The 12,607-nt window shown below is 59.6% G+C and carries 15 protein-coding genes; 5 read left to right on the top strand and 10 right to left on the bottom strand.

From position 1 onward, the window contains the following. Nucleotides 1-66: 66 nt before the first annotated feature. Together KZH41_RS23335 and KZH41_RS23330 are read left to right on the top strand one after the other, a co-directional pair. Complete coding sequence (locus tag KZH41_RS23335) at nt 67-1,041, top strand: hypothetical protein (RefSeq protein ID WP_263273807.1); 975 nt, start codon at nt 67-69, stop codon at nt 1,039-1,041. Further along, nucleotides 1,042-1,401: a hypothetical protein gene (locus KZH41_RS23330; protein ID WP_263273806.1), complete on the top strand. Its 360-nt coding sequence runs from the start codon at nt 1,042-1,044 to the stop codon at nt 1,399-1,401. It begins immediately after the preceding gene. A 36-nt stretch (nt 1,402-1,437) separates the two neighbouring features. Here KZH41_RS23330 and KZH41_RS23325 read toward each other — a convergent pair whose 3' ends face one another. From KZH41_RS23325 to KZH41_RS23305, 5 genes are all read right to left on the bottom strand, one after another. Further along, complete coding sequence (locus KZH41_RS23325) at nt 1,438-2,478, bottom strand: DMT family transporter (protein ID WP_263273805.1); 1,041 nt, start codon at nt 2,476-2,478, stop codon at nt 1,438-1,440. Nucleotides 2,479-2,546: 68 nt separating this feature from the next. Beyond that, a complete protein-coding gene (locus KZH41_RS23320; protein WP_263273804.1) occupies nt 2,547-2,882 on the bottom strand; it encodes a hypothetical protein in 336 nt (111 codons plus the stop codon). A 101-nt stretch (nt 2,883-2,983) separates the two neighbouring features. After that, nucleotides 2,984-3,337 (bottom strand): gamma-glutamylcyclotransferase family protein, encoded by a 354-nt coding sequence (locus KZH41_RS23315; protein WP_094950323.1) that lies wholly within the window; start codon nt 3,335-3,337, stop codon nt 2,984-2,986. Nucleotides 3,338-3,509: 172 nt separating this feature from the next. Beyond that, complete coding sequence (locus KZH41_RS23310) at nt 3,510-4,088, bottom strand: DUF4337 domain-containing protein (protein WP_094950322.1); 579 nt, start codon at nt 4,086-4,088, stop codon at nt 3,510-3,512. A gap of 54 nt (nt 4,089-4,142) precedes the next feature. After that, entirely contained in the window at nt 4,143-5,027 is an 885-nt protein-coding gene (locus KZH41_RS23305; RefSeq protein WP_094950321.1) for a LysR family transcriptional regulator, read from the bottom strand. Between the two features lie 92 nt (nt 5,028-5,119). On the opposite strand from KZH41_RS23305, the gene KZH41_RS23300 reads away from it, so the two are divergent. Further along, on the top strand, nt 5,120-6,088 hold the full coding sequence (locus KZH41_RS23300; protein ID WP_094950320.1) for an NAD(P)H-binding protein: 969 nt from the start codon (nt 5,120-5,122) through the stop codon (nt 6,086-6,088). On the opposite strand, the gene KZH41_RS23295 is transcribed toward KZH41_RS23300, so the two are convergent. Next, on the bottom strand, nt 6,075-6,431 hold the full coding sequence (locus KZH41_RS23295; protein WP_094950319.1) for a DUF2784 domain-containing protein: 357 nt from the start codon (nt 6,429-6,431) through the stop codon (nt 6,075-6,077). The two genes, KZH41_RS23300 and KZH41_RS23295, sit on opposite strands and share 14 nt — an antisense overlap. Nucleotides 6,432-6,536: 105 nt before the next feature. Further along, nucleotides 6,537-6,863, bottom strand: a complete 327-nt coding sequence (locus KZH41_RS23290; RefSeq protein WP_094950318.1) for a helix-turn-helix domain-containing protein — start codon at nt 6,861-6,863, stop codon at nt 6,537-6,539. Nucleotides 6,864-7,188: 325 nt separating this feature from the next. On the opposite strand from KZH41_RS23290, the gene KZH41_RS23285 reads away from it, so the two are divergent. Beyond that, complete coding sequence (locus KZH41_RS23285; protein WP_263273803.1) at nt 7,189-7,878, top strand: HAD-IA family hydrolase; 690 nt, start codon at nt 7,189-7,191, stop codon at nt 7,876-7,878. A gap of 75 nt (nt 7,879-7,953) precedes the next feature. Here KZH41_RS23285 and KZH41_RS23280 read toward each other — a convergent pair whose 3' ends face one another. Next, entirely contained in the window at nt 7,954-8,700 is a 747-nt protein-coding gene (locus KZH41_RS23280) for a 3-oxoacyl-ACP reductase family protein (protein WP_094950316.1), read from the bottom strand. Nucleotides 8,701-8,806: 106 nt separating this feature from the next. Here KZH41_RS23280 and KZH41_RS23275 point away from each other — a divergent pair, with 106 nt between their 5' ends. Then, nucleotides 8,807-9,730 carry a LysR family transcriptional regulator gene (locus KZH41_RS23275; protein ID WP_094950315.1) on the top strand — a complete coding sequence of 308 codons (924 nt, stop codon included), beginning with the start codon at nt 8,807-8,809 and terminating at the stop codon, nt 9,728-9,730. Nucleotides 9,731-10,053: 323 nt separating this feature from the next. Here the strand turns inward: KZH41_RS23275 and KZH41_RS23270 are convergent, their stop codons facing one another. Both KZH41_RS23270 and KZH41_RS23265 read right to left on the bottom strand, forming a co-directional pair. After that, a complete protein-coding gene (locus tag KZH41_RS23270; protein WP_094950314.1) occupies nt 10,054-10,782 on the bottom strand; it encodes an aspartate/glutamate racemase family protein in 729 nt (242 codons plus the stop codon). A 13-nt stretch (nt 10,783-10,795) separates the two neighbouring features. After that, nucleotides 10,796-12,325 (bottom strand): NCS1 family nucleobase:cation symporter-1, encoded by a 1,530-nt coding sequence (locus tag KZH41_RS23265; RefSeq protein ID WP_094950313.1) that lies wholly within the window; start codon nt 12,323-12,325, stop codon nt 10,796-10,798. Nucleotides 12,326-12,607 lie beyond the last annotated feature (282 nt).

Genomic DNA, 12,607 nt, shown 5'->3' with positions numbered 1-12,607 from the left:
ACGCGTCTTACCTCCGCTATGGCGCCTTCTTATAGTCGTGCGCCTCAGTCACTTGGAGGTGCACGCATGCAGGGACCCTACGCATTTATCAATGAACGACCGCAGCCTTATCCGCTGCTCAAACTAAGCCTGGCGCTTGATCCGCATACACAGACCAAATTCGACACCCTCAACCAGCACATCCGTAACACGCTGGTGTTGCCTGGGCAGTTGGTGATCATCGGGGATAGCCGAACTGCCGCTTGCACCGCTGAAGAGGCGCAGCTGATGCGTTCGGCGCTGAATATAAAACTCGCCCTGTTGGCATACTCCGCAACCGACCAGTTCCTGATCAAAAACTATGATCAGTTGCAGGCCATCTTGTCCTATTCGTCCGTTGGTATCGGCAGTGCCAGCAGTGCTTGGAGCAAGCACTTGGCGCAAGTGGAGAAGACCCTTATGGAAATCGAGGATTTTCATCAGCAGTACTTGAGAAAGGGCACCACGGGGGCGCGGGAGGAGTTTCTGGTTAAGCGTAGAGCGCTGTTTGCGAGGTTGGATAGCCAACTCTCGGGGATGGCGCGCTTTGGTACGGGGTTGAGAAACCAAGGTTCGATTAAAAAGATGCTGGGGATTTCCAGTAAAAGCTACTGGCAGCATGGAGAAATTCGGGGGTATGAGGAGCGGGTCAAGCGATTAGCCAAGGCTTCGCAGGTGTTGAAGACGGGGACTTACATTGGTATAGCGCTGGATGTTGGGGCGACGGCGTTGGAGTTATCGGAGGCGTGTTCCACTGGGCGTGAGCAAGAGTGTATGCAGGCGAAGTATGTTGAAGGGGGTAAATTGGTGCTGGGGGTTGGTGGTGCATCCGCGGGCGGGGTGTTTGGTGCTCCTATCGGTGTCGCCGCCTGCATGATTGTTTTTGGCGTACCCACAGCAGGTGCCGGAGCGTTGGCATGTGCCATTGTCGGCGGTGCCGCAGGCGGACTTGCTGGAGGTAAGATCGGAAGCGCCTTGGGAGAAGGCACAGGGAAATTTCTCTATAGGGCTGTGAGGGCTTAAATGGTCTTTGAATATATCGGCATGTGCGCTGGGGTCGTCATGATATTAAGCTTCCCGCTCTTTTTTTGTGCCATGTTCAAAAAGCTCGACGCAGCAGAGCGCTATGTGGAGGGCAGCGCTTACATCGCTGTGCACAGGGATATTATTCGTCATGCTCCCTTTGATGGAAGGCCTCAGCGGCTGGTTGCTATGGGTATCATCATTCTTATTCCAAAAATATTTCAATGGAGGCGTTTAGTACGGGTTGAGGACGTTGAAAAAATCCCACGACATCTCAAGTACTGGATGGTCATACCGACACTGATTAGTTTCATATCCCTTACCGTGATGTGTATCAGCTGGCTTTTTATAGGGAAATAATCCGAACTGTGTAATACGAGCGACGCTCTGTCGCCCTCAATGCCTATGCCGATGATGCACATCTGGAAAATGCGCATGGCTATGCCGCATCACACTATGAACATGCACATGACTATGCGGCTGCGCCGGGTCCCACTCAAACCCATGCTCATGCTGATGATGCTCATCATGCACATGCCGGTGCCCGTGTTCCGTCGCCTCATGCAGATGCTCATGGGCATGCCGCTCCGTCAGGTGCAGCCACACGCCCACGGCCATTAACGCCGATGCAATCCAGAACGCCAGCGTCACTGACTCCCCGAAGGCCAGCAAGGCCACCGCAGCGCCGAGGAACGGCGCCGTCGAGAAGTACGCCCCGGTGCGCGCACTGCCCAGCCCACGCAGCGCCAGCACAAACATGACCAGGCTGATGCCATACCCCAAAAAACCCACCAGCAAGATAGGCGCGAGCTGCGCCGCGCCCGGCATCTGCGCCCCGAGGTACAGCGCCAAACTGCAATTCACCGCCCCGGCAATCAACCCTTTGGCGCCAGCGATAAACAGCGCGTCCGACGCAGACACTTTGCGCGTCAGGTTGTTATCAATCCCCCAGCACAAACAGGCCACTGCCACGGCAACCGGGCCGATCCAGTCGTGGCTTACGCCGCCGCCGTCGGACCATGACAGCACCACGCCGCCCACTACTATCGAGATCATCCCAAGGACGATGCGCCGGTCGGCGTTTTCTCTGAACACCAGCCAGGCGATAACGGCGGTCAGCACCGATTCAAGGTTGAGCATCAGGGAGGCGGTCGCGCCTGCGGTGCGGGTCAGGCCGAACATCAATGCAACCGGCCCGAGGATGCCGCCGAACGCGATGGCGCCGATCAGCCACGGCCATTCAGATTGCGTCAGCCCGGTGGGTTTCCAGCCGCGATCACGAATAAGGCGCACAGTGGCAAGGCCGATGCCGCTACCGAGGTAGAGCAGGCCGGCGAGCAACACGGGCGAGAGGCCCAGGCCGAGGCTTTTGGCGAGCGGGGTGCTGGCGCCGAAAAGGGCGGCTGCGGCGAGTGCGTAAACAATGCTGAGGTTCATGGGCCGTCCTCGGAAGTCAGGCCCATGATACGTCGCTTGCCAGGGTCAGCGCCCTGACAACTTCCTACTTACTGCGCGTTTTTCAGCTTGATCACATCACCCGAGATCTTGGTGGTGTAACCATTCAGTACCCAGGCCCAGAACCATTTTTCCTGCACTTGGGTGTTGATCAGCGCGTCGCCGCCTTTGGCCTTGATGGCCGCATCCTGGGCGCGCACGAAGCGGCTGTTCTGACCGATCGGGATGATGCCGAGCAACATAACGCCGGTGGCGCTGCCTTCACTGTGACCCAAAACGGTGTATTGGCTGCTGTCGTACTGCGGGGATTTGATGGCGGTGCCGGTGCAGCCTGCGAGCGCTAAACCGAGAACAGCTGCTGCAACCACTTTACTGACGTACTTCACTGGGTAACTCCATGGGCAAAAATCGAGATCCAATTCTCGAAGGGGCGCCACTCTAATCGCCGTACTGGCAGATTGAAATAAATTACCTGCAAGTTTCATCTTCAAGCCTGCACGTACACCCAAGCCGTCAGGCCCGAAGCCAACGCCACTGACACGCGCTTGTAGTCCGACACTTCATACGCATCCGCCGCCGCCAGTTCCTGCTCGTTGATCTGAAAGACCATGCCTTCAACACTGGCGGCTTTTTCCTCAGTCGGCGCGACAATCGGGTGGTGGGTCTTGCCGCTGGTGGCCAGCACTTCGGGGTCGGTGATTTCTACCCAGCTTTGCGAGTAGCCGAGCATCGCGTCGTGCTGGCCGACTAATTCGCGGCCGAAGTTGGCGAGTTGCACGGCTTTGTCCTGCAGGGTGCCGTAGGAAAATAACAGCACGGGGAATTGGGTGGAGTGTTCCATGGGTATTCCTTGAGAGGGGCTGTGCTGGACGTTAGGCGTTTTACTATATAGCGATGTGATGGCAGAGCCCAACGTTGAAAACACCGAAGAGCACATGTGGGAGCTGGCTTGTTGTGGCAAGCCCGCTCGCCACAACAGGCCTGCTCACACATTTTTGACCGCGTTCGGTCAGTTAGAGGTGCAGCCAGGCTAGGCTGCCTAGGGCCACTGCGACGGTGCCGGCGGTGTAGGACATGCGTTTGAGCCATTCCTTGCGCGTGAGTAACGTAATTGCGGCCAACGAAATCGCGATCTGAATCGCGGTCATCGCCTGGGCCCAGCGGTGGTGCTGGTGCAGGGCTTCCTCGGATTTCTGATCCCACTCCTTGGAGGTGGCCTCAAGCCTCTCGGCCTGTTTGCGCACTTCTTCCTTCTGGCCCTTGTAACGCTCGATCTCATCCTTGTAATGCGCGGCATCCACGCCGGGAATGTGGGTGGCCAGTTCAGCCAGGTTTTGTCGGCTGGATTTGGCCTGGTAGTAATTCCACTGGTTGGCGGCTTCGGTCTTGCTGATGGCGGCGTTGTTCTTGTCCATCGCCGCTTCGCTTTCGGTGGAGCCGGCCTGGTAGCTGAGCATGGCGCCAAGGGTGGCCATCAGGGCGGTCATCACGGCGATACGACTGGCGAAATTGTCACCGCGCCCGTGCGCATGTTCGGTGGTGTGTTCGATGTGTTTTTCGTGGGGGCTGGGGACTTCGAAGGCTTCGGACATGGGGGCGTCTATGAAGGGGCTGAGGGAGTCTGATTCTTCACCAGCGAAGCTGTCTCAAGCCTGTACGTAACGCTGCAAACCTGCCACCAGCGCATCAAAGGTCACGCGGCAGCGCGGGCTGTTGCGCAGGTCTTCGTGCATGGTGACCCAGGTGTCCATCTTGAACGCAAAACCGTCCGGCAATACCCGGTGCAGGCGCGGGTTCTGCTTAGCCAGTTGCACCTGGCAGCCGCCGATACCGGCACCGGCGCGGATCAGCGCCAGTTGCGCCAGGTCGCTGTCGCTGCTGATGGCGAAGGCGCTGCGTTCAAAGCCCTTGATGGCCAGGCTGCGGATGAAAGCGCTTTCCTGGTCGAAGCCGATCACCGAATGGTTAACCAGGTCCTGCATCTGAAGCGGCATGCCATGCTGTTGCAGGTAATCATCGCGGGCATGCAGGCCCACTTCAATCAAGCCGACACGCCGCGCCAGCAGTTGCTCCTGGCTGGGCCGGACCATGCGCACGGCGATGTCGGCTTCCAGTTGCAGCAGGTCGATCAGGCGGTTGGTCAGGATCAGTTCAACCCGCAGGTGCGGGTGTTGGCGGCGCAGTGCGGTGATGATCGGCGGCAGCACTTCCACACCGACGACTTCACTGGCGGAGACCCGCACTACACCGCGCACTTCATCGCCTTGGGCGGAAGCCGCGCGTTCCAGGGCGGCGGCGGTGCGCTCCATGGTTTCGGCATGGGCGCGCAAAGTGTGGGCGACGGCGGTGGGCAGCAAGCCTTGCGGCGAACGGGTGAACAGCACCACGCCCAGCGACGTTTCCAGCGCAGCAATATGCCGACCGACCGTAGGCTGTGTGATGCCGAGCTGGCGTGCGGCCCCCGACAACGATCCTTCCTTGAGTACGCCGAGGAACGACCGGTAAAGCTCCCAACCAATATTCGTTGCCATGCATAAATGTATAGCGGCTGGATGCTCTTCGGTAATTTATCTATAGCAGTGCCGCACACAAAATGGCCTCACCAACAACGTGGGAGAAGGTCATGAGCAAGGTTCTGGTATTGGGTGCAACCGGCGGGATTGGCGGCGAAGTGGCCCGGCAGTTGAGCGCGGCAGGCTGGGAGGTGTGTGCACTGACCCGGAATGTGGACAAGGCTCGCCGTGAGAATGCGGCGTTGTCCTGGCTCAAGGGCGATGCGCTCAATCGTCAGGAAGTGCTCGCCGCCGCCCGTGGCTGTGAGGTGATCGTGCATGCCGTCAACCCGCCGGGCTATCGCAATTGGGCCGAACTGGTGATGCCGATGATCGACAACACGATTGCGGCGGCCATCGCCGAAGGCGCAACCATCCTGTTGCCCGGCACGGTCTACAACTTCGGGCCGGATGCATTTCCTGTGTTGCACGAGGGCTCGCCGCAACACCCTCAGACCCGCAAGGGCGCGATCCGTGTGCAACTGGAGCAGCGTTTAGAGCAGGCTTCTCGGCAGGGCGCGCGGGTGTTGATCGTGCGGGCGGGGGACTTTTTTGGCGCCAGGGTGGCCAACAACTGGTTCGCCCAAGGTTTGGTCAAACCCGGCAAACCCGTGCACGCCATCAGCTACCCAGGCGCGCCCGGTGTGTTGCATCAATGGGCGTACCTGCCGGATGTGGCGCGCACGATGGTCGAGTTGATTGAGCGCCGGGCGACCCTTGAGGCGTTTGCGCGCTTTCATATGGCGGGGCATGAGGACGTGGATGGCGCGCAGATGGTTCAGGCGATCCAGCGGGTGGTGTTGCGTAGGTCTGGCCATCAGCCCCGCGTAGGTCGTTTCCCGTGGTGGCTGATGAAATTGATAGCGCCCTTTGTCGTGACCGTCCACGAGATGCAGGAAATGCGCTACCTGTGGCAAACCCCGTTGCGCCTGGATAACCAGCGCCTGGTGGACACCTTGGGCCGTGAGCCCCACACACCACTGGATCAGGCGGTAGAAGCTACATTGGCCGACCTGGGCTGCCTGCCTACGCCCGCCTGATCAAGCGCACATACACCGCGATGTTGATCAGCAACACCAGCGCCCCAAGTGCCAATTGAATGTTCGGGGTCAGCCCAGCCGGGTAGATCAGCGTGAGGATGTAATGCTCGATAAACCCGCCGCCATAACCGTCTTGCCCTGCGAGGTGACGCAGCAGGTTTTCCCAGCGGGTCAGCGGGCAGGGCAGGTGGAACACTTCCACGGCCACACCCCAGGCTGCAGCGGGCACGTGCAGCCACATGACCGGCCGCCATTTGAGCGCCAGCAATCCGCCGAACAGCACGAACAGGATGAAACACAGGTGAAACAGCACCAGGCTGTCGGCGGCTACGCGATAGAGCATGTGTGGGTTCGCTTTTAAGGTTGGCAGGCGTCAGGCGCCAAGTGGTTCCCGCTGATTTTAACGCGTGGGCAGCGATAATGAGGGCGCCGATTGGCTTGAGTAACGCTATAGCTCCAGTTGAGTGGCGTTGATGCCAAACGCTTTGGCTATCTTTTCCCGCGTTGCCCGGCGAGGTTTGTTCACTGCCTCTTGTTGGGCGAAAGCGGATTGAGAAATGCCCAGGCGTGTGGCGACGTCTTCCTGGGTCAAGTTCAGGTGTTCGCGCCAGGCGCGGATGGGGGTAAATCCATCGATAATCAGGCTGACGACTTGATAGGGAATAAGGTGGTTTCGGCCCTGCTGTGCGAGATATTGCCCATAAGGAATAACTACAAACGCAGGCTTGCCTTCCAGATCGTTGATGACCTGTATGTGGGGGGACGCACTGATCATGTTTTTCCTGCTTAAGCCTCATGAAAGGCTTATTTTTTTATAAGGCTTTAACAAGTGTTTTTGGGCTTTTTTGCAAATACACGCAGTAAGGTGCTTCCCAACGTTAGCCTGTCTCCCGAGGCCCACTGATCGAAGCTGTTGCTGCATGTAAGCTTTACTTCGTAAACGTCTTCGGCGCTCGCCTTTGTCGCGCGCGTTTGCCCACCGCTGCTTTGGCGTAGTTGATCAGTGTGGTTATCAATACCGAGCCGCAAAGGTTGCTTGCAGGTAACCTGGGCCGTTATTGTGCTGAAACCTTTTAGTCCTTCCCCAAGGTTCTGTTGTGATGAATGCACCGCGTACCGCAGTCGGTCCAATCAAGGCCGTGATTTTTGATATGGACGGGTTGTTGCTGGATACCGAAGGCATCTACACCGAAGTCACGCAGATCATCGCCGAACGCTACGGCCGCACCTATGACTGGGGCATCAAGCAGCACATCATCGGGCGTGGGGCCCAGGACTTGGCCGACTACGTGGTCAAGGCGCTGGACCTGCCGATTACGCCGGCTGAGTTTCTGGAAATCCGCGAACCGCTGATGAGCGAGCGTTTCCCCAAGGCCCTGGGCATGCCCGGCGCCGAAGCGCTGGTGCGGCACTTGAAGGCGCATAACATTCCGATTGCGGTGGGCACCAGTTCGTCGCGCAACTCGTTTGGCCACAAGACCACATTGCACCGCGAATGGTTTGGCCTGTTCGGTACCATCGTCACCGCTGACGACCCGGAAGTCGGTGCCGCCAAGCCTGCGCCGGACATCTTCCTGACCGCCGCACGCCGCCTGGGCGTTGCGCCAGAAGACTGCCTGGTGTTCGAAGATTCGCCGTTCGGTATCACCGCCGCAAAAGCCGCCAACATGACCGCCATCGCCGTGCCCGATGAAGCCATGGCCGACAGCAAATACCACCACGCCGACCAGATCATCCGCAAACTCGCAGACTTCGACCTGGCCGCGTATGGCTTGCCACCCATGGCCTGACAAATGTGGGAGCTGGCTTGCCTGCGATAGCGTCCTCAAGCGCGCCATCGCAGGCAAGCCAGCTCCCACATTGGGTTATGCGCTGAAGCCACCATCAATGGTCAAGCTGGCCCCAGTGATATACCCCGCCTCAGGTCCTACCAGATAAGCCACAAAACTCGCAATCTCCTCCACCTGCCCATAACGCCCCACCGCCATCAACCCGATCAACGTCTCGGCAAACTCACCGCTCGCCGGGTTCATGTCCGTGTCCACCGGCCCAGGCTGCACATTGTTAATGGTGATGCCGCGCGGCCCCAAGTCCCGTGCCAGGCCCTTGGTCAACCCCACCAGCGCCGCCTTGCTCATCGCATACGGCCCGCCCCCGCCAAACGGCATGCGCTCGGCATTGGTGCTGCCGATGTTGATCACTCGGCCACCTTCACCCATATGCTTGGCCGCTTCCTGAGTGGCGATAAATACACTGCGCACATTGATCGCCAGAGTCTGGTCGAAGTCTTCCAGCTTGAAATCTTCCAGTGGCGCGATGGCCAGCACACCGGCGTTGTTCACCAGGATATCCAGGCGCCCAAACGCTTCGACGGTGGCGTTGACCGCATTGCGGATCGCCGTGGCATCCGCGCTGTCGGCCTGGATCGCCAAGGCCTTGCCGCCGGCGCTGATCACGCTGTTCTGCAGCTCTTCGGCTTTTGCGGCCGAGCTGACGTAGGTGAATGCGACGGCTGCGCCTTGCGCGGCCAGGCGCTTGACGATGGCAGCGCCAATGCCGCGGGAACCGCCTTGGATCAAGGCGACTTTGCCAGTGAGGTTGTGTGTGGTCATGTCGATCTCCAAGTAGTTGATGGGTCGAGTATCGACTTCACCCACCCAACCCGGTAGACCGTGATTGCTATAGTCTGTGTAAACCAAAAGTTTAGAATGAGCTGATATGGAAAGCTTTGGCAGTATCGAATGTTTCGTGCGCAGCGCCGAAGGCGGCAGCTTTGCCGAAGCCGCCCGGCACCTTAGCCTGACCCCGGCGGCGGTGGGTAAAAGCGTCGCCAAGCTGGAAGCGCGCCTGGGTGTGCGCCTGTTCCAACGCAGCACCCGACGCCTGACCCTGACCGAAGCCGGCAAGCTGTTCCTCGAAGAAGTCAGCGCCAGCCTCACCACCATTCAGAATGCCGTAGCTAACCTTGCCAGCGCCGAAGGGCGGCCGGTGGGCACGCTCAAGGTCAGCATGGGCACGGTGTTCGGCAATCGTTATGTGGTGCCGTTGCTGGCGGAGTTCATGCGGCGCTTTCCGGATATCAGCCCCGACTGGCATTTCGATAATCGCCAGGTCGACCTGATCGGCCAAGGCTTCGATGCCGCCATCGGCGGTGGTTTTGAACTGCCCCAAGGCGTGGTGGCGCGCAAGCTGTCCCCCGCGCATCGGGTGTTGGTGGCGTCCCCGGATTACTTGGCGCGACGCCTGCCGGTGCACGCGCCCGAAGATTTATCGCGGTGCCTGGGCATCCTGATCCGCTCTCCGCAAACCGGCCGCGTGCGTACCTGGCAGCTCACCGGCCCGGAACGTGAACAACGCCCGCTGGTGCTCAAGCCGCGCATGACCATGAGCGATTCCGAAGCCGCCTGCTGCGCCAGCGCCCAAGGCCTGGGTATCGCGCTGGTGAGCATGCCGATGGCCATGCCGTTCTTCGACAGCGGCGCATTGGTACGGGTGTTGCCCGACTGGTACGTCGACGACGGCAGCATCTCTCTCTACTACGCCGAACACAAACTGCTGCCCGGCAAGACCCGCGCGTTCGTGGAGTTCATCATCGAGCAGTTTGTCGAGCAGAAACTGGGGCAACGGTTCAGCGCGATTTGATCACGGCTGCCTACCGAATCGCGGCCATCGCGGGCAAGCCCGGCTCCCACATCCGACCGCATTCCATGTGGGAACCCGGCTCCCACATCCGACCGCCTTCCCATGTGGGAGCCGGGCTCCCACATCCGACCGACTTCCATGTGGGAACCCGGCTCCCACATCCGACCGCCTTCCATGTGGGAACCCGGCTCCCACATCCGACCGACTTCCATGTGGGAACCCGGCTCCCACATCCGACCGCATTCCATGTGGGAGCCGGGCTCCCACATCCGACCGCGTTCCCATGTGGGAGCCGGGCTTGCCCGCGATGCAGACGCCTCGGTCTACCTGCCGAACATACCGGGCCAACCAATGACCTTCTTCGGCCTCGGCGCCGCATACGTCCTGATCTTCGACGTCGACAACCCCAGCCGCACCAGCGATTCAGCAATCGTCACCGCCGCCGTCACCCCATCCACCACCGGCACGCCGGTGCGCTGGCGAATCTGCTCATCCAGCCCGGCCATGCCGCCGCAGCCCAGGCAGATCACCTCGGCCTTGTCCTCACGGATAGCCAATTGCGCCTGGCGCACGATGGCTTCCATGGCCGCCAGCGGGTCTTCTTCCAGCTCCAGCACCGCCATGCCGCTGGCGCGCACCGAGGCGCAGCGCTCATACAGGCCGGCAAGTTTCAGCCGGTCTTCGATCAACGGCACGGTGCGGTCCAGCGTGGTCACCACCGAATAGGCATGGCCCAAAAACATCGCGGTGCTGGCCGCCGCTTCGGTGATGTCCACCACCGGCACGCTCAATAACTCCTGCAAACCTTCACGGCCATGTTCGCCATAGCCGGCCTGGATCACTGCATCAAACGGCTGATCGTAGGCCATCACCCGATCCATCACGGCGATAGCGGCCAGGTAGCTTTCAAAATTGCCCTCCACCGACTCGGCGCCAAAGTACGGGGTAAGCCCGACGATCTCAGTGCCCGGCGAGGCCACGGCCCGTGCCTGCTGGGCGATGGTTTCGGTGATGGATTCGGTGGTGTTGACGTTGACCACGAGGATGCGCATGGAATGTCCTTGATTAATGACTGACGTTATCGACTGCAATGCTTTCGCCGCTGACATCGGCGTAGAACGCTTGGCGCTTGGCAATCAGCCGGTACAACAGCCCAGCAATACCGGCGCCAAACAACCAGGAAAACGGTGCCACACTGGCAAAGCCGGGCAGCAGCGCCAACAGAATCGCGATCACTGCCGCAGGCACAAACGCCGCCACCGCGCGTAAATTGACGCCGCGGCTGTAGTAATAAACTCCCTTCGGGTCTTCGCTATACAACTGCAGCACGTCCACCTGATTTTTACGGATCAGCCAGTAATCGACCATGATCACCCCGTACAACGGCCCCAGCAGTGCGCCCAGGCCGGAGAGGAAATACACGATCACCAGCGGGCTGTTGTAGAGGTTCCACGGCAGGATCAGCACCGCCAAGGTGGCGCTGATCAACCCGGCGCGACGGAAGTTCAGGTACTTGGGCGCCAGGTTGCTCAGCACAAACGCCGGGGCAACGAAGTTGGCCATGATGTTCACCGCCACGGTGACGATCAGGAACGCCAGGCAGCCCAGCACCAGGAAGAAGGTGTTGGGGATGGCCGCGATGATTTCGGTCGGGCTTTCGATGACCCGGCCATTGAGCTGGAACTGCCCGCCGCACAGCAGCACGGTAATTGCGGCAAACACCAGGATATTCACCGGCAAGCCCCAGAAATTGCCGACCAGGATGGTCTTGCGGCAGGGCGAGGAGCGGGCGAAGTCGCAAAAGTTGAGGATCAGCGTGCCGTAGATGGTCAGCCACAACGCGCCACCGGCAAAGATATTGCGCCACATCTCGCCGCCGCTCAGCGGCTCGCGTATTGACCAGGCAATGTTGCCGTCGACCTGCAAGTACATCCAGCCGGCCAGCGACGCGACGGTTACTAGAATCACCGGCCCGGCGAACGCTTCATAGCGGCGCACCATTTCCATGCCGTAAGCCAGGATCGCCAACTGCACCAACCAGATCGCCACGAAACACGCCCAGCCCAAGGTGGATAAACCCAGGATCGAGTTGTGGTCATACTCGGCAAACCCCGGATGAATCGCCGACAACAACACGCGAAAAACCACCGAGGCCAAGTAGGTCTGGATACCAAACCAGGCAATCGCAATCACCGCGCGAATCAACGCCGGAATCTGCGCGCCGTGGATGCCGAAACTGATGCGGCTGATCACCGGGAATGGCACCCCGGTCTTCTGGCCCATAAACCCCGACAAGTTCATGAAGAAGTACACCAGCGCCGCGCCAATCCCCAGCGATAACAGAATTTGCCAGCCGCCAAGCCCCAATGCATACAGGCCGATGGCAAATGAATAGTTGGCGATGTTGTGCACGTCGTTGGTCCACAACGCAAAGATGCTGTAGCGCCCCCAACGTCGGCCTTCGGTCTTGGTGGGCGCCAGGTCCTTGTTGTGCAGGCGCGGGCTGAGCACCAGCGGGCCGGGGCTTGCCGGCTCGGGGTTCAGGGCGGAGGAGGGCAGATCCAGTGCGATGTTATTCGAGAGGCGTGTACGCATTCCGGCAGGCTCCGGCGCATCTTCGGCAGCGCCTCAGATGGCAAAGTGTATGTATATTTTGTATTTATTGTATACAAGACGCGCTTCACCTTAAGCCACATGCGTGCCAGTTTTCGGTCTATCAAAACCGTGAGTAATTTCCTTTTTGTTAGCTGTTCAAATAACTGACTGAATTAAAAGCGATATAAATTGACCGTTTGAACAGGTATTTATTTTTCGCTGGAAAAGCGCTCTATTCAAAAGGCAAAAAGCATGCGGGGATGGGTGTTACGTTTTGGTGCG

Source organism: Pseudomonas sp. YeP6b, assembly GCF_025642995.1.
In the GTDB taxonomy this organism is placed as follows: domain Bacteria; phylum Pseudomonadota; class Gammaproteobacteria; order Pseudomonadales; family Pseudomonadaceae; genus Aquipseudomonas.
Note: the sequence above shows the minus strand (reverse complement) of the source record. Positions and strands in the feature narration are given on the sequence as shown.